The sequence below is a fragment of the Xenorhabdus sp. Sc-CR9 genome, assembly GCF_963897815.1.
Taxonomy (GTDB): domain Bacteria; phylum Pseudomonadota; class Gammaproteobacteria; order Enterobacterales; family Enterobacteriaceae; genus Xenorhabdus.
In genome coordinates, this window is sequence record NZ_CAWQTY010000129.1 from 1 (window position 1) to 20,636 (window position 20,636).

A 20,636-nucleotide genomic window follows, 5' to 3' on the forward strand; every position below is an offset into this window, starting at 1 on the left:
GGGTTGCGAGGCTGCGTATCTTACGCTTTCCTCTGTCAGTGTCAAGCCTTATTTTTCAAGGCTTTTCACTTTGTCATCCCGACAGATTTGTGTATTTGTCGTGACAACGGATGCGCATTATAGGGAGTTTTATGATAGTGGCAATAGTTATTTTAAAAAATATCGCCAATCGCTCGCTTCTTCGTCAAAACAGTTTGCATTGTAGTTTTTTTATCCTAAAAAAAGAAAAAAGAGGTGTTTTTCCCACCTCTTTTTATCTTTGTAAGATCTGTTTCTATTATTCCACGACAAATTATCAAACTGTTTGTCATGAAAACCGCTTCCAGTCTCTTATAAATATAGACGATTACTTATAAAAGCTATTACTACGCAGACAATACTATTGTTTTGCAACTATACTATTGTTTTCCAGATCCAGAGTCACTAATTCACCTGGTATCAATTTGCCAGAAAGAATCTGTTGTGCCAGAGGGTTTTCAATTTCTTGCTGAATGGCTCGTTTCAGAGGGCGAGCACCATACACAGGATCAAAACCAGCCTCACTCAATTTCTCCAATGCAGAAGGTGTCATCGTAACCAGATAACCACGTTCTTCCAGCCGATGGTATAAACGCTGCAATTGAATATTCGCAATGGATACCAAATGTTCTTTTCCTAATGGGTGGAACACGACAATTTCATCGACACGGTTAATAAACTCAGGTCTGAAATGATGACCAACTACTTCCATCAGCATATTTTTCATTCCTGTATAATCCAGCGAACCAAAACGTTCCTGAATCATATCGGAACCTAAATTAGAGGTCATAATCACAACTGTATTGCGAAAATCAACCGTTCTTCCCTGCCCATCTGTCAGGCGACCATCATCCAATACCTGTAATAAGATATTGAAAACATCTGGATGAGCTTTTTCCACTTCATCCAGCAATATAACTGAATAAGGACGGCGGCGTACCGCTTCAGTCAGATACCCTCCTTCCTCATATCCAACATATCCGGGAGGAGCACCCACCAGTCTTGAAACGGAGTGTTTCTCCATAAATTCCGACATATCGATACGAACCATTGCATCATCACTGTCGAACAAGAAATTAGCCAGTGCCTTGCATAATTCTGTTTTACCTACCCCCGTTGGCCCCAAAAACATAAAAGAGCCAATGGGACGATTAGGATCAGATAATCCCGCTCGGCTACGGCGAATGGCGTTCGATACGGCATTCACAGCTTCATTCTGCCCGATAACACGTTTATGCAACTCTTGTTCCATGCGCAACAATTTATCTTTTTCACTTTCCAACATTCTGGATACAGGAATTCCTGTCCAGCGAGCAAGAGTTTCAGCAATTTCAGCATCAGTGACTTTATTGCGCAGCAATTTCATATGACGATTTTCTGCTGTTGTTGCCGTAGCCAAACGTTTCTCTAATTCCGGAATTTTTCCATACTGAATTTCAGACATTTTGGCTAAGTCGCCACTACGGCGAGCTTTTTCCAATTCAATGCGCGTATTTTCTAACTCTGCCTTGATATTCTGAGTACCGGTAAGCTCAGCTTTTTCTGCTTTCCATTCTTCTTCCAGCTCAGAATATTCGCGTTCTTTTTCTGACAATTCTTCGCTTAGCATTTCTAAACGTTTTTTACTGGCATCATCTGATTCTTTTTTCAGCGCCTGCTGTTCAAGTTTCAATTGAATAACACGGCGTTCAAGGCGATCCAATGATTCTGGTTTAGAGTCCATCTGCATACGCAGACTGGCTCCGGCTTCATCAATCAGGTCAATTGCTTTATCTGGCAACATGCGATCAGAAATATAACGATGAGATAAAGTTGCAGCAGCGACAATTGCCGGATCGGTTATCTGTACATGATGATGCAGCTCATAACGCTCTTTCAGCCCACGCAGAATTGCAATAGTGTCCTCAACCGTGGGTTCTGCGACATAAACTTTCTGGAAGCGGCGTTCCAAAGCTGCATCCTTCTCAATATACTGCCGATATTCATCCAGTGTCGTCGCTCCCACACAGTGCAATTCACCACGTGCCAGAGCAGGTTTTAGCATGTTACCGGCATCCATAGCACCTTCAGCTTTACCAGCTCCTACCATGGTATGCAATTCATCAATAAATAGGATGACTGAACCTTCTTGTTTAGCCAGATCGTTTAAAACACCTTTCAGACGTTCTTCAAATTCGCCACGGTATTTCGCACCTGCTAACAACGCCCCCATATCAAGAGACAGAACACGCTTGTTTTTCAATCCTTCGGGAACTTCACTATTGACTATGCGTTGCGCCAAACCTTCAACAATGGCAGTTTTCCCTACTCCTGGTTCACCAATAAGTACAGGGTTGTTTTTAGTTCGACGCTGTAAGACCTGGATTGTGCGGCGAATTTCTTCATCGCGTCCAATAACAGGATCTAATTTTCCTTGTTCAGCACGTTCAGTCAGATCAATTGTATATTTCTTTAATGCTTGGCGCTGATCTTCTGCACCTTGATCATTCACTTTCTCACCACCACGCATTTGTTCTATTGCCTTAGTGATTTTATCTTTAGTTACACCGACAGCTTTAAGGATGTCACTTAATGTTCCACGTTCCTCTATCGCTGCCAAAATAAAGAGTTCGGAGGAAATAAAATTGTCCCCTGCTTTTTGCGCAAGTTTGTCGCACAAATTTAAATAACGCCCAAGCTCATTGGATACCTGTACATCTCCACCATTGCCTTCGACTTTCGGCAATCGATCTAGAACTAGGTTAAGTTGATTATTGAAACTCGCTGTATCCACTCCAGCCGATGTCAATAAAGGACGAATGGAGCCGCCTTCTTGATTAAGCAATGCGGACATCAAATGGATAGGCTCTATGAATTGATTATCACACCCTAATGCAAGAGATTGGGCGTCAGAGAGAGCTAGCTGGAATTTGTTGGTAAGACGATCCAGACGCATAACACCTCCAATACTGGTCAGAATTTGCTACTGGAGATTAGATAAGGTCATTCCTTAAATATTCAAGGTCTTCTGAAAAGTTAATTGGAAACTTACCGCTATACGCCAAAGATCGTCCTGTGGAATAGATTATCTTAACCAGATTAAAGTTGCCATTCGTCCGGTGTTACCATCACGACGATAAGAGAAAAATCTTTCTTTCTCCGTCACAGTGCATGCGACCCCGCCAAAAATGTCTGTTATTCCGACAGACTGCAACTTTAATTTAGCCAGTAAATAAATATTTGCCAGAAATTTATCGCCATAAGGTATGAAAGCTTGCTCCAGTTCAGGATTGGTCAACATAAAGGCTTCCCTGACTTCAGCGCCTACCTCAAATTTATTAGGGCCAATAGCTGCTCCCAGCCATACACGAATCATTTCAGGTTTCGCGTTAAATTGAGATACAGTATTTTCTAATACTCCGTCACATAATCCACGCCACCCAGAGTGAGCTGCTGCAACTTCATCTCCGTGAATACTGCAAAACAAAACTGGCAAACAATCTGCTGTCATCACAGCACAAACCTGCCCGGGAACATTTGTGTAAACAGCATCAGCCTGATTATTTCCCAGTAACTGACCCTCAAGCCTGATAACACGTGTTCCGTGTACTTGTTCCAACCAAATTGGTTGCTGTGGCAACTGAGCATATTCAACCAGAAGTTTTCTATTTCGCTCTACACATTCTGGTTCATCCCCAACATGACTCCCCAAATTAAGGCTGTCATAAGGGGGCAAACTTAAACCTCCCTCGCGGGTTGTACTGCAAGCAGCAACATTCTCAGGCTGTGGCCAATCGGGAAAAATCAGGGGTGTCATTTACTTACCAATCCATTTCATCTTTGAAAGCTTCAGCATCCGCTTTCATTACTTCAGCAAGTTTAACTATGTCATCTGGTAATGGCGCATGCCATTCCATCTCAATTCCAGTAATCGGATGGTAAAGGCGCAACATGGTGGCATGCAATGCCTGGCGATCAAAATTGCGCATTACTTCTCGAAATTCGTCCGATGCCCCTTTTAGAGGGCGAGGACGTCCGCCATACAATGAATCACCAACCAAAGGATGCTTAATGTGTGCCATATGTACACGGATTTGGTGTGTTCTACCCGTCTCTAAGCGTAAACGCAAACGGGTATGTGCCCGGAAATGTTCCATAACACGGTAGTGGGTAATAGCTGGTTTTCCCATCGGATGTACAGCCATATGCGTTCTTTTGGTTGGATGGCGAGAAATAGGCTCTTCTACCATGCCCCCTGCCGTCATACATCCCAAGGCAATGGCTTCATATTCACGGGTTATTTCACGCAACTGCAAAGATTCCACCAGACGGGTTTGGGCTGGTACGGTTTTTGCGACAACCATCAATCCCGTTGTATCCTTATCAAGACGATGAACAATGCCGGCACGAGGCACATCCGCTATTTCAGGATAACGGTATAACAAGGCATTCAGTATGGTTCCATCAGGATTACCTGCCCCCGGATGAACAACCAAATCCCGTGGCTTATTGATAACCAGAATATCGTCGTCTTCATAGACTACATTCAATTCAATATCCTGCGGTTCCCAACGAGCATCTTCTTCAATGATAGCATTGATGGAAATTTCTTCCCCTCCGAGAACTTTTTCTTTTGGTTTATTAATTAATTTACCATTAACTTGAACTTTATTGTCCAAGATCCACTCTTTTATACGTGACCTTGAATAATCGGAAAACAATTCAGCCAAAGTTTGATCTAAACGTTGACCAAGCTGAGATTCAGCGACTATTGCGTTGAGTCGGATTTGTTGTGCCATATATAACTTCTATATTTTACGTTGAGTTTTGACGGCAAAGCCGTTTCATTTAAAATAGTGTGCTATTGTAACTCTATATTTTGCCGGGAGCTTCACGGACAGTCTCCCAGAAAACTCTCAGAGGATAATCAACACGTGATGATTCGCATGAAATATCTAGTGGCAGCGGCCACATTGAGCCTGATTCTATCTGGATGCTCCAGCAATAAGGATGCTGTTCCTGATATCCCACCATCTCAAATTTATTCAGTCGGGCAAGAAAAGCTGCAAGAAGGTAACTATAAAGCGGCCATCAAGCAATTGGAATCTCTTGATAACCGTTATCCTTTTGGGCCGTACTCCCAACAGGTTCAGCTTGATTTGATCTATGCCTACTACAAATCAGCGGAATTCCCACTGGCTCTTGCATCAATTGACCGTTTCATGCGTTTGAATCCAACCCACCCTAATATCGATTATGTCTTATATATGCGTGGTTTGGTCTCACAGGCTCTGGATGACAGTGCACTACAAGGCTTTTTCGGTATTGATCGTTCGGATCGCGACCCTGAACATGCTCGTGCTGCGTTCCGTGATTTCAGTCAACTCGTTCGCTATTATCCAAACAGCCAATATTCAACCGATGCTACTAAGCGTTTAGCATTTATCAAAGAGCGTTTGGCCAAATACGAACTTGCAGTCGTGAAATATTACACTAAACGCAGTGCTTATGTGGCAGTTGTCAATCGCGTAGAACAAATGTTACGAGATTATCCTGATACTCATGCAACCCGGGAAGCGCTTTCTTATATGGAATCGGCTTATAAGAAATTAGGGCTGACAACTGAAGCAGGTAAAGTGACAAAACTGATTGCGGCCAATCCTGAATAAAATTTAAGATTATGATCAAAAACAGCAGCTTTCGGCTGCTGTTTTTTTTATTCAGACATACCCATTATCTTTCAAGTTGCCGTTTTGTCAGCGACGCTCACCTTTTTTTCCGATCATTCTCTTTTCAGGTTACCTAGTTATCAATCTTCCCTGAAATACCTTCCCTTACTGTCTCGCAGCATCTTGAAACTCATTGGTATATTTGGGTTATTTTTCTAATATTTTTATATCGAAAATAGTTTACATAATGACATTATCAACAAAATTGACAATACCATAACTGACCGATAATGGCGCATTATGCTCCAGTCCGCAACAAATATTCTCCACATCTTCCTTGACTGTCACAATTCTGTCATTCACGTCCTAAATCACCCAATAAAAGTGATTTAGATCATTCTTTTTACGTAAAAGCGCGGTATGCTGAATCCATCAAAGACGGAGTAACATTAAGAGGTAACTATATGTTAGTAAACATTACCAGCAAACAAATGGAAATTACCCCCGCAATTCGTAGCCACGTGGAAGACCGTCTAAGCAAGTTGAATAAGTGGCAAGTGACTTTAATTAACCCACACATAGTGCTATCAAAAGAACCTCAGGGATTCTTAGTTGATGCCACAATTGGCACCCCAAATGGTACATTAGTTGCCAGTGCAAAACATGAAGATATGTACTCTGCCATCAACGAGCTACTAACAAAATTAGAGCGCCAACTTAATAAAGTACAACATAAATCAGAAGCTCGACGTGCAGATAACAGCGTTAAAGAATCAAACCTCAATTTAGAAGCATAACAAACACACTTCTTTCTAATCTAACGCGCTCAATGAGCGCGTTTTTTACTATCCTTATATCCAATAATTGTCCTTACATACAATAATTATATACGTTGAAACCAATAGGGTAGTAGAGTAAAAAATGAAGTTAACAACCTCCTTCTGTTGACACCCCACTCTAAATAGGTTAATTAAAGTACACTATTGAAACCATAAAGTAATGTGCTAACAAACAAAATGGCTATCAACCTGTCTTTCTTATTTTTCTTTTTTACCTTCTCATGAGGGGGTATTTCGTTTAAAAAGAAATTAAGCAGACGAATAGAAACCTCCCTACTAACGGGAGGTTTTTTGTTTTACAGGCCATAGACTATACCCATAATACACTATACCCATAATAAGAATGTCAGGAACACGCTATGGAACAAGATTTAGTTAATTTACGAGAAGAGATTAGTAGTATTGATGCTGAATTGCTGGATTTACTCGCTAAACGCCGGCAATTAGCAACTAATATCGCCCAGACAAAACTTCTCGATCACCGCCCTATCCGAGATAAAAACCGTGAGCAGGAACTACTAAATGTATTAATTACAAAGGGTAAATCCCATGGATTAGATGGATTTTACATTACCCGGCTATTTCACATGATCATTGAAGATTCAGTTCTTACTCAGCAAGCGTTATTACAACAACATCTGAATCAGACTCACTTTGACTCAGCTCGCGTTACTTTTCTAGGGCCAAAAGGTTCCTATTCTCATCTTGCTGCGCGTCAATTTGCGGCTCGCCACTTTAACCAACTAATTGAATGCAGCTGCCACAAGTTTCCAGACATTTTTTCATTAGTTGAGATTGGGCAAGCAGATTATGGCATTCTGCCTCTGGAAAATACCAGCTCAGGGGCAATCAATGAGGTTTATGATTTACTGCAACATACACCTTTATCCCTTGTCGGAGAAATAACCCTGCCAATCAATCACTGTTTATTGATTACCGGACAAACTGATACCTCAAGGATAAAAACGGTTTATTGCCACTCTCAGCCTTTCCAACAATGCAATCAATACCTCAATAAATATCCTCACTGGAATATTATCTATTGCGAAAGCACTGCGGTCGCCATGCAAAAAGTGTCTGAACTCAATTCCCCTGAAGTGGCAGCACTAGGCAGTGAGGCTGGAGGCGCTCTCTATGGATTACAAGTTCTCGAAAGAGATTTAGCGAATCAGCAAAATAATAGCACTCGTTTTATTGTTGTTGCCCGCAAACCGATTGAAGTATCAGAGCAAGTTCCCGCCAAAACCACGTTTATCATGTCAACAGGACAGCAAGCTGGTTCTTTAGTCGATGCACTTATTATTTTGAAGAAACACGATATTGTCATGAGTAAGTTGGAATCTAGACCAATAAATGGCAAACCGTGGGAAGAAATGTTTTATATTGATGTGCAAACCAATCTGCGCTCAATTAAGATGCAACAAACACTTAAAGAACTAGCAGAAATAACGCGCTTTTTGAAAGTATTGGGATGTTATCCATCAGAAAATATAGTTCCAATCGATCCGATCTAAAGTAAAAAACCGGATGTTTTCATCCGGTTTTAATTTATTGTATAATTATCAATAGATTATTTTCTGCTGTCACTGGCTTGCTGCAAAAGCACTCGGCTCTCTTTCATAAACCGGGTCGCCTCATCTCCAAACCATTCGCTTACTTGTTTAAAACTCTCAATGAAAGCCGATTTATCCTGATTTTCTAATATTTCCAAAGCTTGAGCAAAACGTTGGTGATAACGTCGGATTTGCTCAATATTTTCAGGGCTAGACATAATTATATCAGCGTATAACTGAGGATCTTGTGCAAATAACCGCCCTACCATCGCCAACTCTAATCTATAAATGGGTGACGATAATGAAAGCAATTGCTGCAAATCAATATCTTCTTTTGCAAGATGTCGTCCGTAAGAAAAAGTAGTGAAATGACGCAGCGCTTGAATAAAGCTCATATTCTTATCATGTTCATCTGCTCTGATTTGATGTAAACGTGCACCCCATACCAATATTTGATCCAAAAACCCCTGATAAGCTTCTGGGTAACGACCGTCACAATACACCACTACCTGTTTAGCACAACTACCTACATCAGGCCCAAACATAGGATGCAGCCCTAAAACAGGGCCTTCGTGTACATCAAGCATCGCATTTAATGGTCTGTATTTGATGGAAGCCAAATCAACCAAAATGCAGTGTTTTGGCAAAGGAGGTAACCGTCGGATAACTTTTTCTGTCAAATGAATGGGAACACTGACCATAACCATTCCGGCATCTGCTAATATATGCTCGGCATTATTCCAATCATCAGTTTCAAGCACTCTAACTTCGTACCCAGAGAGCGTCAACAAACGGCTAAACAGTTTTCCCATTTTACCTGAACCACCTACGATGACTACTGGTCCCAAATGAGTACAAAGTTTTTTGAAACCTTTACTGTTTTCACTGACATAGGATTCTCGCATTATACGACGCAGAATATCTTCAATTAAGTCAGGCGGAATACCCATATCTTCCGCCTCCTGACGACGAGAAGCCAGCATTTCAGTTTCCCTTTCAGGTACGTAGATAGGCAAACCAAGTTGGCTCTTAACTTCACCAACTTGTGTGACTAAACTCATGCGTTTTGCCAACAAAGACAATAATGCTTTGTCTGCTTCATCAATTTGTTCCCTCAATTGTGACAATTCTGCGGCCATTTTCATTACCCTGCTTTTTCCATCATCATATTTCGATTTGCCAAATGTGGTACAATTTGTTGGTGCAATTTTCTTAACACTTGCTCCGTAGTTTGCCAGTTAATACAAGCATCTGTTACTGAAACACCATATTTCATTTCAGAACAAGGCTGCTCTGAGGATTGATTCCCTTCATTAAGATGGCTTTCCAACATAATACCGATAATAGATTGATTTCCAGCCATAATTTGTTCTGCAACAGAATCCACTACGATGCCCTGACGGCGAAAATCTTTGTTGGAATTACCGTGGCTACAATCAATCATCAATGATGGCGTTAATCCTGCTTTAATCATTTGGTGTTCACAATCAGCAACATGCTCAGCACTGTAATTCGGAGCTGCACCACCTCGCAGGATAACATGCCCATTAGGATTACCCTGAGTTTGCAACAAACAGACCTGACCAGATTGATTGATGCCCATAAAACGATGAGGCATTGAGGCTGCTTTCATCGCGTTAATCGCCGTGTTCAAATTCCCGTCAGTACCATTTTTAAACCCAACTGATACAGACAATCCCGATGCCATTTCCCGGTGGGTTTGTGACTCTGTCGTTCTCGCACCAATCGCTGACCAACTGAATAAGTCACCTAAATACTGCGGATTGTTAGGATCCAGCGCTTCATTGGCCAACGGCAATCCCATTTCGACCAAGTTTAATAACAGACGGCGGGCAATATGTAACCCGGCATCCATATCAAATGAACCATCCATATAGGGATCACTTATTAAACCTTTCCAGCCAACCGTTGTACGAGGTTTTTCAAAATAGACACGCATAACAATATACAGACAATCACTCAATTCAGCAGAGAGCGTTTTCAAACGACGGGCATAATCAAGAGCAGCATCCACATCGTGAATTGAACATGGGCCACATACCACTAGTAAACGAGGATCACGATGTTGAATAACATCCGCAATAGTATTACGCGCATTCGTGATGGCATGCAGGTCGTTGCTACTCAATGGGTATTTCTGTTTCAGTTCTTCTGGAGTGATAAGAACCTGTTCATCAAGAATATGAACGTTATTAAGAGCATCTTTTTGCATGATCATTTCTCTACCTGCCTTGTTATATCTATATTATGTTTTTTGAGTGTCTGCTGGATAACATACCACGCATCGTAAAGAATACAATCCAAATATGTAAATTAATTTCGCTTATCGTAAACTTTTGTTTACATAAAAGATTTGTATTTTTGATACCGTACGTTCTGAAACAATTAATTATTGTTTAATTTTACTAATGAATATATAAATAAATTTTCAAGTTAAATTTTTGTAAGTTGATTTTTACAATTTCATTCACAATATAAATATTTTATTTACCATCTAAATATTATTTATAGTCAATATAAATTTCTTTTTAAAATCATATAGTAAAAACAAGATCTCAATCCCGTTTTTATACTCAGATTTAAATAATATTAATATGTATTCTCTTAGTATTTCTATGAAACTATAAAATAATGTTTATAGAGGATAGATATATCTAATAGGTTTCAAATTGCAGATTTGTTAGCTGCAATTTGAACGATGACAGGTATAAGTGATGCAGTTTTTAAAGCCTGCATTACAGCTTTTGTTTATTTTTAAATCATTCATTAAGGACAGATATGATAACGCTACAATTTGCCATAATAATTATATGCTTATTGATAGGTACGCGTTATGCAGGAATGGGATTAGGGCTGATCAGTGGTATTGGGCTTTTTATACTGACATTTATTTTTGACTTGGAACCCGGCAAGCCCCCTGTTGATGTGATGCTCACCATTCTTGCTGTAATCGGTTGTGCATCTGTACTGCAAACCGCAGGGGGACTCAATATCATGATGCAGTTTGCAGAACGTCTTCTGCGTCGTCATCCACAACACATCACTATTTTGGCACCATTGACAACTTGGACTCTAACTTTTCTTTGTGGTACAGGGCATGTGGTTTATACCATGTTCCCAATCATTGGTGATATCGCTCTGAAAAAAGGAATTCGCCCTGAACGCCCAATGGCAGTTGCTTCTGTTGCTTCTCAAATAGCAATTACCGCTTCACCCGTTTCCGTTGCCGTTGTTTCTTTGGTGTCAATTATTGCTGCCAGCCATGGGATTGGGCAATCTTACGGGATCTTGGAAATATTGGCGGTTTCAATACCTTCATCACTCACAGGGGTAATTCTTTCTGCATTATGGAGTTTGCATCGTGGGAAAGATCTTGATAAAGATGAAGAGTTCCAAGAAAAACTCAAAGATCCAAAACAACGTGAGTTTATTTATGGTAGTTCAGAAACATTATTAGATCAGGTATTTCCTAAACAGGCTTATTGGGCCACCTGGATTTTCTTTGCTGCAATTGCAGTTGTAGTCTTATTTGGTGCCTTTACTAATTTACGTCCAGCTTTTGAAGTAAAAGGGGCTTTAAAGCCTCTCTCTATGAATCTGGTGATCCAGATGATGATGTTAATTGCAGGAGCCATCATGTTGATGGTGTGCAAAGTCAAGGCTAATGAAATCGCTAATAGTGCAGTATTCAAAGCTGGCATGGTTGCGATCTTTTCTGTCTTTGGCGTAGCGTGGATGAGTGATACTTTCTTCCATTCACATCTAGGGGAATTAAAACTGGTCTTGGAGGATGTTGTCCAAACTCAACCATGGACCTACGCTCTAGTGCTGTTCTTAGTTTCAAAATTGGTTAACAGTCAGGCAGCAGCTTTAACAGCCATAGCGCCAATGGGATTACAACTTGGTGTGGATCCCAAACTGCTGATTGCATTCTTTCCAGCTGCCTATGGTTATTTTGTTTTGCCTACTTACCCAAGCGATCTGGCTTGTATCGGTTTTGACCGTTCAGGTACAACAAAAATTGGGAAATTCATTATCAACCATAGTTTTATTATACCTGGATTGATTAGTGTCAGTGGTTCATGCACGGTAGGATACGTTTTAGTTAGCACATTCATGTAATGCTAAATTAGAGCTAAAAATCTGAATGTTAATATAGCCCGTTCATTGAATTAATTCCTATATTAGAGACTCTATATGGCGGGTTATTTATTGGTAGGTTATTTAAAAATGTAAAAAAGGCCAGCAAATGTGCTGGCCTTTAACGATAACTTTCGGATGTAGCGAAAGCGTATTATTTCGCGTTCAGACGCTCTTTAATACGAGCTGCCTTACCAGAACGCTCACGCAGGTAGTACAGTTTAGCTCTGCGAACAGCACCACGACGTTTAACGTTGATGCTGTCTACGACTGGGGAGTGAGTCTGGAATACACGCTCAACACCTTCGCCGTTAGAAATCTTACGAACAGTGAATGCAGAGTGCAGACCGCGGTTACGAATCGCAATAACCACGCCCTCGAATGTCTGCAGACGCTTTTTAGAACCTTCAACGACCCATACCTTAACTTCCACGGTGTCACCCGGACGGAATGATGGTACGTCTTGCTTCATCTGCTCTTGTTCAAGTTGTTTAATAATGTTGCTCATAATAACTCTCTTACCCTAGGTAAACTGATATATCAAAGACATTCCTTTACAGGACATATCTGGATTAATTTGTTGCTTACTCTTGATATTCCTGTTGGAATTCAAATAGCAACATCCTTTGCTCGTCAGTCAGAGCTAGGCTTTCTAGAAGTTCGGGCCTTCGTAACCAAGTTCGGCCAAGTGATTGTTTCATCCGCCAGCGATTTATTTCGGCGTGGTTTCCCGATAACAACACAGGGGGAACTTCCATTCCATCCAATACTTCAGGGCGAGTATAGTGCGGACAATCCAATAATCCATCAGCAAATGAGTCTTCTTCTGCCGACGCTTGACGCCCTAATACTCCTGGAATAAACCGAGAAATCGAGTCAATCATTGTCATTGCAGGAAGTTCTCCCCCGCTAAGAACGTAATCACCAATAGACCATTCTTCGTCAATTTCGGTTTGGATTACACGCTCATCAATACCTTCATAACGGCCGCAAACCAGAATTAATTTCTCATTTGTTGCCAGTTCACAAACTCCTTGTTGATCGAGTTTGCGTCCCTGAGGTGAAAGATAAATCACCTTTGCGCCGGTACCTGCCGAAACTTTGGCTGCATGAATGGCTTCCCTTAACGGTTGCACCATCATCAGCATGCCTGGACCACCGCCGTAAGGACGATCATCAACAGTACGATGCCGGTCGTAGGTAAAATCCCTTGGACTCCAGCACTCGATACTCAACAGGCCATTCTTGACTGCCCGACCAGTTACCCCGTAATCGGTTATTGCGCGGAACATTTCAGGAAACAGGCTAATAACCCCAATCCACATACTGCGTCCCACTCATTTAAACCGTTTTTACCGGAGATTAGAAACCAGGATCCCAATCTACCTCAATAGATTTGGTAGCGAGATCGACTTTCTTGATAACCTGCCCATCAAGAAACGGAACTAACCGCTCCTTGATACCGAATGCATCTTTCAGATTTGCTTTTATTACCATCACATCGTTAGAACCTGTTTCCATCATGTCACTGATGGTTCCAAGGTCATAACCCGCAGTATTTATCACTTGGCAACCAATAAGGTCTTTCCAGTAATAATCTCCTGCTTCCAGCTCTGGCAATTGGCTAGAATTCACAATAATCTCACAATTGGTGAATAAATTTGCCGCATCCCGATCGTCAATATCTTTGATTTTGACGATAATATCTTGGTTGTGATATTTCCACGCCTCTAGCTCAACGTGCTGCCACTGGCCAGAACGTTGAATAAACCACGGCTGATATTCAAAAATGTCTTCGGTGTGTTCGGTGGAAGAAAAAACTCTGAGCCAACCACGAATGCCATATGCCGATCCTAATTTCCCCAATACAATTGGCTCAACAGGGTGCTTTAGGCCAGATTGTTTGCTCATTGTTACCACCGTGACAGATTAAGCTGCTTTCTTAGCGTCTTTGATCAGTGCAGCAACACGATCAGACATAGATGCACCCAGACCAACCCAATGTTCGATACGGTCTAGATCTAAACGCAGGGCTTCTGCATTTCCTGAAGCGATTGGGTTGAAGAAACCAACACGCTCAATAAAACGACCGTCACGCGCACTGCGGCTATCGGTCACTACTACTTGATAAAACGGACGCTTTTTTGCGCCGCCACGAGCTAAACGAATTGTTACCATAACATCCTCATTAGTTAGCAAAACAACCAGACTTCATCGGGGAATGGAGTCCGGCTGTCCATTTAAAAGCCCGAAAATTTTACTCACTTTGGCGCAAAAAGCAATCCAAAGAACATTTTCTTTCGCAACTTTATCGATTATCGACCCATAAATCCGAGTGGCAGCATGCCTTTCATGCCCCGCATCATTTTCGCCAAGCCACCTTTCTTCATTTTTTTCATCATGCGCTGCATTTCATCAAACTGTTTCAATAAACGGTTAACATCCTGCACTTGCGTACCAGACCCCGTAGCAATACGACGCTTACGGGAACCTTTGATAATTTCTGGCTTTTCTCGCTCTTTGCGAGTCATGGAATTAATAATTGCTTCCATTTTAACTAGGACTTTATCATCCATTTGAGATTTGACGGCATCAGGAACCTGTGACATTCCAGGCATTTTGCTCAACATGCTGGTCATTCCACCCATGTTACGCATTTGTTTGAGCTGTTCCAGAAAATCACTTAAATCAAAGCCATCGCCTTTTTTCAGTTTTGATGCCAATTTTTCCGCTTGAGTGCGGTCAACCTTACTTTCAATTTCCTCAATTAGTGAAAGCATGTCTCCCATACCGAGAATGCGGGATGCGATGCGATCAGGATAAAAAGGTTCCAACGCATCTGTTTTTTCACCAACACCGAGGAATTTAATTGGCTTGCCAGTAATATGTCGGATGGAAAGCGCAGCACCGCCACGCGCATCTCCATCAACTTTAGTTAGGACAACCCCAGTTAATGGCAATGCTTCATTAAATGCTTTTGCCGTATTTGCAGCATCTTGACCTGTCATTGCATCAACAACAAACAGGGTTTCAACAGGATTGATAGCTGCATGAACCGCTTTAATTTCATCCATCATGGCTTCATCGACATGCAGACGACCTGCGGTATCGACTAACAACACATCATAGAATTTCAGTTTGGCGTGCTGAATTGCCTTGTTGACAATATCAACTGGCTTCTCTTGCAGATCTGAAGGAAAGAAATTAATTCCAACCGTTTCAGACAGTGTTTCAAGTTGTTTGATTGCCGCAGGACGGTAAACATCAGCAGAGACGACCAATACTTTTTTCTTATTTTTTTCTTTTAGAAGCTTACCTAATTTGGCAACACTGGTTGTTTTACCGGCACCTTGTAAACCGGCCATCAGAACAACAGCAGGAGGCTGTGCAGAAAGGTTTAACTCACTGTTAACTTCCCCCATCGCCGTCACCAGTTCATTCTGAACTATTTTGACGAATTCCTGTCCAGGCGTCAGACTTTTGTTAACTTCATGCCCTACTGCACTCTCTTTGATTCGTGAAATGAAATCACGCACGACAGGCAATGCAACATCCGCTTCGAGCAAAGCCATACGAACTTCGCGCAGCGTATCTTTAATATTATCTTCAGTCAGCCTTCCTCGGCCGCTGATATTGCGCAGTGTGCGCGATAGTCTGTCAGTTAAATTATCAAACATTGTCTCAGCTCAGATATCTACAAGTGGGTCTACCTGTAAGGCAAATTTTACGAATTATAACACGATGATCACGTGATCACTGCAAAGAGATTCCCAAGTATCATTAACAACGGTTGGAGGCTACCCCAGCTAGCGGTATACTTAAATTTTAAGTCCAATCCACACCCAATAGATTTCAAAAAGCTACGGTTTGAAAGATGGAGGGTAAATATTATTATTGCGAAAACGATAAACGTTATGCTGGTATTTTCAATTATTGCTTTACTTACCTATCTCATTAGCCTGATGCTCATCGTGCCAGGTTTATTGCGCCAACAAAACAGTTATCAAAAACTGGCTCTTTTTTTCGCAATGCTAGCATTATTTAATCATTCTATTGCCTTGAAATACCAAGTGTTTTATGTCAGCAGTGGTCAGAATCTGACCCTATTGAATTTAGGTTCAATTGTTAGTTTGCTGATGTCCATTATTATGACAATCGTAGCATTCTGCGGCCGAGCATGGTTTTTATTGCCAATAGTTTACAGCTTTGCCATGATAAATTTGATACTGACTAGTCTGATGCCGGGAGAATTTATTACGCACCTTGAAGGCAGTATCGAACTATTTATTCACATCGGGCTGGCATTACTTGGATACGCCACCTTGCTCATTGCAGCCCTTTATGCGTTACAACTTGGCTGGTTAGATTATCGGCTTAAAAAGAAAAAGCTCACCTTTACGTCTGGCATGCCTCCGCTAATGGTTATTGAACGCAAAATGTTCCACATTACCCAAGTTGGTGTAATTTTACTAACATTGACGTTATGCACCGGCATCATGTATATGGATGATATTTTTAATAAAGAAAATATCCATAAATCCATTTTGTCTATCATTGCATGGTTCGTCTACGTTATTTTACTTTGGGGACACTATCATGAAGGATGGCGCGGTAAGCGAGTTATTTGGTTTAATCTGATTGGTGCGTTTATTTTGACACTCGCGTTTTTTGGTAGCCGACTATTGCAGGAAATATTGGTTTATTAAGCAGTTAAAAGATCTCTGTATCCAGTTCGTATAAATATTAGGAAGGAATTCTGTTTTGGAGCACGTCTCAACAGGCACATTAATTATCATTCTTGTTGTCATGGTTATCGTTTCGGCTTATTTCTCTGCCTCAGAAACTAGCATGATGACCATCAATCGCTATCGCTTACGTCATTTAGCTAAACAAGGAAGCACCCCTGCACGAAGAGTAGAGTCTTTGCTCCGTCATCCAGACCGGCTTATCAGTCTTATCCTTATTGGCAACAATCTCATCAATATTTTGGCCTCTTCTCTCGCTACTATTGTCGGTATGCGCCTTTATGGGGATGTAGGTGTTGCTATTGCAACAGGTATACTCACTTTCGTGATTCTCATCTTCTCTGAGGTGATGCCAAAAACTATTGCAGCACTTTATCCAGAAAGAGTGGCATTTCCCAGTAGTTTTCTGCTCCGTCCACTAGAAAAAATCATGTTACCTCTTGTATGGGCATTTAACAGGATCAGTTTACTGCTGATGAGGTGTCTGGGCATCAAGACGTCAAATATTCGCAATGATGCTGTTAGTAAAGATGAATTGCGCACAATAGTAAATGAATCAAATACCAATCTATCACGCCGTAATCAGGATATGCTGATCTCAATATTGGATCTTGAGAAAGTGACTATTGGCGACATTATGGTACCTCGTAATGAAATTGTCGGCATTGATATCAACTCTGATTGGAAATCCGTTATCCGGCAGTTAACGCATTCTCCACATGGACGAATCGTACTTTACCGTGACTCTCTGGACGATGCGATTGGTATGCTGCGAGTTCGAGAAGCCTATCGAATGATGACGGAGAAAAAAGAGTTCACGAAAAGAAATTTGATCAAAGCAGCAGATAAAATCTACTTTATCCCTGTCAGCACCCTGTTAAATATTCAACTAGTCAACTTCCAGCGCAACAAGCAAAAAGTTGGCTTGATTGTTGACGAATATGGCGATATTCAAGGGCTAGTGACTGTCGAAGATATTTTGGAAGAAATTGTCGGTGACTTTACTACATCCATGTCTCCCACTCTGGCAGAAGAAGTTCTTCCTCAAAGTGACGGAACCGTTCTGGTTGATGGCACAGCCAATATTCGCGAATTAAATAAAGCATTTAGCTGGGCACTTCCTGAGGATGGCCCAAGAACAATGAATGGAATGATTCTGGAAGAATTAGGTGAAATTCCCGAATTGCACGTTCAGGTGCAGATTAATGAATATAACTTTGAGGTTCTTGCGGTACATGACAATGTTATCAAGCAGGTTCGTGTCACACCGATAAATAAAAACATAAAATAAAGTGAATAATAGAGGGCCAGCAAAACAAGCCCTCTGGAAAATATAGGCCAGTGGACAATATAAGCTAGGTTTTCCCTTTACAAATAGCCTATACCTGTAACTCCACGAGCTTTTCTTCAGGTAATGCTAATTCATCGTTATGATTGACACGAACACCAGCATCAAGAATATTCTGAGCAATATCTTGAGCTTCTTTTAATGAGTGCATTTCATAAGTGCCACACTGATAAATGTTCAATTCAGGTATCTTGCTCTGATCTTGAACTTTCAGTACATCAGCCATTGCAGCTTTCCAAGCTTCAGCGACTCTCTGTTCATCTGGGGCACCTATCAAACTCATATAAAAACCAGTACGGCATCCCATTGGAGAAATATCGATAATATCAACACCATCACCATTCAAATGATTGCGCATAAAACCCGCAAACAAGTGCTCAAGTGTGTGAATACCTTTTTCTGGCATCACTGCTTCATTGGGAACACAAAAACGTAAATCAAATACCGTGATGATATCACCATTAGGTGTTTGCATTGTCTTGGCAACCCTAACAGCAGGTGCAGACATGCGAGTATGGTCAACTGTAAAACTATCCAATAAAGGCATTACTCTACCTCCTTAGGCATCAGATTTTTTACAAAAGTTTTTCCAGATAAATGAAACCTTTTCATTTGCGGCTGGTCATAATATATGAAGACGCGCAAATTGTTATCATCCCTATTCTCTAAGATACTTTATTCGGCCACCAGTGGTGGCCATTTTCTTTTTTTAACACCCAGCATGAAGTTTTAGATAGTCTTCGAAACTCATACTGTCTTGCTGTTCAATACGGTGTTGAAGCGATACAGAAGCATCACGCTGAATGGAGAAACTGTCTTCATTCAAAATTGAATAAGGTTCTTCAATCAATTCCTGATGATACCCGTTTGCTAACTCCAACCCAAAACCTACGATTCCTTGAGCTTTCATTTTATCCAGTACACGGCCTGAAAATGTCAGTGATGGATCTTCGAGCATAGTCACCAGTTCTTTGCAGACTGATTGATACTGCGTTCCTGAGCAGGTATCCAGGACTTCAGCAACTCTTTCTAAGTCCCTGAATAACTTCTGTCCCACAATTTTAAGGGGCTGTTGTTCAATATCGTAACCAATGCCAATACTCAGCCCTGGTTTACGCCCTTCCAAAATAACCTTACTCCAGTTTTGACGGCAGCAATCAAGCTCCTTATTTCCCATTTCAGGAGCATCAGCTAAAGCACACCATATCAAAAACAAGTCAAGAAAACGAATCTGAGTTTCATTCACACCAATTGCACTGAACGGGTTGATATCCAGAGAACGAACTTCAATGTACTCTATACCACCTCTCAGCAAGGCATCTGAAGGCGACTCTCCCTCTTTAGTAACACGTTTGGGCCGTATAGGTGCATATAATTCATTTTCAATCTGGAGGACATTAGTATTGAGCTGTAAATAGTTACCCTCTTTTTTGATACCAATTGCCGCAAATTCTGCTGACGGTTTATGAATCGCTTTCTTCAGGCCCTCTACATATGTATGGAGATGATTAAAGGTAATATTCAGATCACTTTGTGATTTGTTAGTATATCCTAAGTCACTCATCCTTAATGAAGTCGCGTAAGGTAGATAACAAGTTCCTTTTTCCGTTTCTTCAAAGGATAATGTGGTGTTTCGTCCGCGCAGGAAAGAGGGACAAATCGCTGGTGATGCACCAAATAAATAAGGAATTACCCATCCAAAGCGGTAATAATTTCGGATCAAGCGAAGATAACCATCCGAAATCTGTTCTTTTCCAGTTTCTACGTCTTTAACACCTAACCGAGCCTGCCAAAAACTTATCGGCAGAGAAAAGTTATAATGTACACCGGAAATCGTCTGCATTAATGCGCCGTAACGATTCTTTAATCCCTCACGATACAAGGTCTTAAAACGGCCTATATTAGACGTACCATATTGTGCTAGAATGATATTCTCTTCTCTGTCAATAAAACATGGCATACTCAGAGGCCACATTTTTTCATTATCCAGATTCCGCGCAGTATAACGATGCAAATCTTTAAGAAAATCAATGGTTCTATCTATATTGTTATCAACAGGGGTAATAAACTCCAATAGAGATTCAGCAAAATCAGTTGTAATCCATTTATGCGTTAAAGAAGCGCCAAGTGATTCTGGATGCTTCGTGCTAGCTAAATGACCATCTGGAGTAACACGCAATGTTTCACGTTCAATACCGCGACAAATCCCATCTAATACGGTAGGGTTTGCCTCTAACCATGACAATGCTTTTGATACGTCCGGGATCAATTTGACCTCCCGTGGAGTTTTAAAAGATTATTACTAAGAGTTTACTTTATATTAA

The 20,636-nt window shown here is 41.1% G+C and carries 20 protein-coding genes; 7 read left to right on the top strand and 13 right to left on the bottom strand.

Annotated elements, in window-relative coordinates; genetic code table 11:
- A partial coding sequence (locus AACQ81_RS06190) for a hypothetical protein (protein WP_237386629.1) occupies nucleotides 1-205 on the top strand: 205 nt, incomplete at its 5' end.
- Between the two features lie 174 nt (nucleotides 206-379).
- On the opposite strand, the gene clpB is transcribed toward AACQ81_RS06190, so the two are convergent.
- The 3 genes from clpB to rluD all read right to left on the bottom strand — a co-directional run bounded on the left by clpB (nucleotide 380) and on the right by rluD (nucleotide 4,796).
- Complete coding sequence (gene clpB, locus AACQ81_RS06195; protein ID WP_237386630.1) at nucleotides 380-2,953, bottom strand: ATP-dependent chaperone ClpB; 2,574 nt, start codon at nucleotides 2,951-2,953, stop codon at nucleotides 380-382.
- A gap of 129 nt (nucleotides 2,954-3,082) precedes the next feature.
- On the bottom strand, nucleotides 3,083-3,814 hold the full coding sequence (gene yfiH / locus AACQ81_RS06200; protein WP_237386631.1) for a purine nucleoside phosphorylase YfiH: 732 nt from the start codon (nucleotides 3,812-3,814) through the stop codon (nucleotides 3,083-3,085).
- A 4-nt stretch (nucleotides 3,815-3,818) separates the two neighbouring features.
- A complete protein-coding gene (rluD, locus tag AACQ81_RS06205) occupies nucleotides 3,819-4,796 on the bottom strand; it encodes a 23S rRNA pseudouridine(1911/1915/1917) synthase RluD (RefSeq protein ID WP_237386632.1) in 978 nt (325 codons plus the stop codon).
- Between the two features lie 147 nt (nucleotides 4,797-4,943).
- Between rluD and bamD the strand changes: the two genes are divergently transcribed.
- A complete protein-coding gene (gene bamD, locus AACQ81_RS06210; RefSeq protein ID WP_237386672.1) occupies nucleotides 4,944-5,666 on the top strand; it encodes an outer membrane protein assembly factor BamD in 723 nt (240 codons plus the stop codon).
- A 240-nt stretch (nucleotides 5,667-5,906) separates the two neighbouring features.
- On the opposite strand, the gene AACQ81_RS06215 is transcribed toward bamD, so the two are convergent.
- Nucleotides 5,907-6,029, bottom strand: coding sequence for a hypothetical protein (locus tag AACQ81_RS06215; RefSeq protein ID WP_272903033.1), 123 nt, complete (start codon nucleotides 6,027-6,029; stop codon nucleotides 5,907-5,909).
- 101 nt (nucleotides 6,030-6,130) lie between these two features.
- On the opposite strand from AACQ81_RS06215, the gene raiA reads away from it, so the two are divergent.
- Together raiA and pheA are read left to right on the top strand one after the other, a co-directional pair.
- Nucleotides 6,131-6,463 (top strand): ribosome-associated translation inhibitor RaiA, encoded by a 333-nt coding sequence (gene raiA, locus AACQ81_RS06220; protein ID WP_237386633.1) that lies wholly within the window; start codon nucleotides 6,131-6,133, stop codon nucleotides 6,461-6,463.
- 401 nt (nucleotides 6,464-6,864) lie between these two features.
- Nucleotides 6,865-8,019: a bifunctional chorismate mutase/prephenate dehydratase gene (pheA, locus tag AACQ81_RS06225; RefSeq protein WP_237386634.1), complete on the top strand. Its 1,155-nt coding sequence runs from the start codon at nucleotides 6,865-6,867 to the stop codon at nucleotides 8,017-8,019.
- A gap of 56 nt (nucleotides 8,020-8,075) precedes the next feature.
- Here the strand turns inward: pheA and tyrA are convergent, their stop codons facing one another.
- Together tyrA and AACQ81_RS06235 are read right to left on the bottom strand one after the other, a co-directional pair.
- Nucleotides 8,076-9,197 (bottom strand): bifunctional chorismate mutase/prephenate dehydrogenase, encoded by a 1,122-nt coding sequence (gene tyrA, locus AACQ81_RS06230; protein ID WP_237386673.1) that lies wholly within the window; start codon nucleotides 9,195-9,197, stop codon nucleotides 8,076-8,078.
- 5 nt (nucleotides 9,198-9,202) lie between these two features.
- Nucleotides 9,203-10,297 (bottom strand): 3-deoxy-7-phosphoheptulonate synthase, encoded by a 1,095-nt coding sequence (locus AACQ81_RS06235; RefSeq protein WP_272903034.1) that lies wholly within the window; start codon nucleotides 10,295-10,297, stop codon nucleotides 9,203-9,205.
- Nucleotides 10,298-10,857: 560 nt separating this feature from the next.
- Between AACQ81_RS06235 and AACQ81_RS06240 the strand changes: the two genes are divergently transcribed.
- Complete coding sequence (locus AACQ81_RS06240) at nucleotides 10,858-12,201, top strand: anaerobic C4-dicarboxylate transporter (protein WP_237386636.1); 1,344 nt, start codon at nucleotides 10,858-10,860, stop codon at nucleotides 12,199-12,201.
- Nucleotides 12,202-12,373: 172 nt separating this feature from the next.
- On the opposite strand, the gene rplS is transcribed toward AACQ81_RS06240, so the two are convergent.
- The 5 genes from rplS to ffh form a co-directional block, all read right to left on the bottom strand.
- Nucleotides 12,374-12,727: a 50S ribosomal protein L19 gene (gene rplS / locus AACQ81_RS06245; RefSeq protein ID WP_010845356.1), complete on the bottom strand. Its 354-nt coding sequence runs from the start codon at nucleotides 12,725-12,727 to the stop codon at nucleotides 12,374-12,376.
- 76 nt (nucleotides 12,728-12,803) lie between these two features.
- Nucleotides 12,804-13,544, bottom strand: coding sequence for a tRNA (guanosine(37)-N1)-methyltransferase TrmD (gene trmD, locus AACQ81_RS06250; RefSeq protein WP_237386637.1), 741 nt, complete (start codon nucleotides 13,542-13,544; stop codon nucleotides 12,804-12,806).
- A gap of 37 nt (nucleotides 13,545-13,581) precedes the next feature.
- Entirely contained in the window at nucleotides 13,582-14,130 is a 549-nt protein-coding gene (gene rimM, locus AACQ81_RS06255) for a ribosome maturation factor RimM (RefSeq protein WP_237386638.1), read from the bottom strand.
- 18 nt (nucleotides 14,131-14,148) lie between these two features.
- Nucleotides 14,149-14,397, bottom strand: a complete 249-nt coding sequence (gene rpsP / locus AACQ81_RS06260; protein WP_092551758.1) for a 30S ribosomal protein S16 — start codon at nucleotides 14,395-14,397, stop codon at nucleotides 14,149-14,151.
- 137 nt (nucleotides 14,398-14,534) lie between these two features.
- The gene (gene ffh, locus AACQ81_RS06265) at nucleotides 14,535-15,896 is read right to left on the bottom strand and encodes a signal recognition particle protein (RefSeq protein ID WP_237386639.1); all 1,362 of its coding nucleotides are present in this window, start codon (nucleotides 15,894-15,896) and stop codon (nucleotides 14,535-14,537) included.
- 237 nt (nucleotides 15,897-16,133) lie between these two features.
- Between ffh and AACQ81_RS06270 the strand changes: the two genes are divergently transcribed.
- Both AACQ81_RS06270 and AACQ81_RS06275 read left to right on the top strand, forming a co-directional pair.
- Nucleotides 16,134-16,925, top strand: coding sequence for a cytochrome C assembly family protein (locus tag AACQ81_RS06270; RefSeq protein ID WP_237386640.1), 792 nt, complete (start codon nucleotides 16,134-16,136; stop codon nucleotides 16,923-16,925).
- A 55-nt stretch (nucleotides 16,926-16,980) separates the two neighbouring features.
- On the top strand, nucleotides 16,981-18,255 hold the full coding sequence (locus tag AACQ81_RS06275) for an HlyC/CorC family transporter (protein ID WP_237386641.1): 1,275 nt from the start codon (nucleotides 16,981-16,983) through the stop codon (nucleotides 18,253-18,255).
- A gap of 88 nt (nucleotides 18,256-18,343) precedes the next feature.
- Here AACQ81_RS06275 and luxS read toward each other — a convergent pair whose 3' ends face one another.
- Nucleotides 18,344-18,859, bottom strand: coding sequence for an S-ribosylhomocysteine lyase (gene luxS, locus AACQ81_RS06280; RefSeq protein ID WP_237386642.1), 516 nt, complete (start codon nucleotides 18,857-18,859; stop codon nucleotides 18,344-18,346).
- Between the two features lie 162 nt (nucleotides 18,860-19,021).
- A complete protein-coding gene (gene gshA, locus AACQ81_RS06285) occupies nucleotides 19,022-20,581 on the bottom strand; it encodes a glutamate--cysteine ligase (RefSeq protein ID WP_237386643.1) in 1,560 nt (519 codons plus the stop codon).
- Between the last annotated feature and the right edge of the window lie 55 nt (nucleotides 20,582-20,636).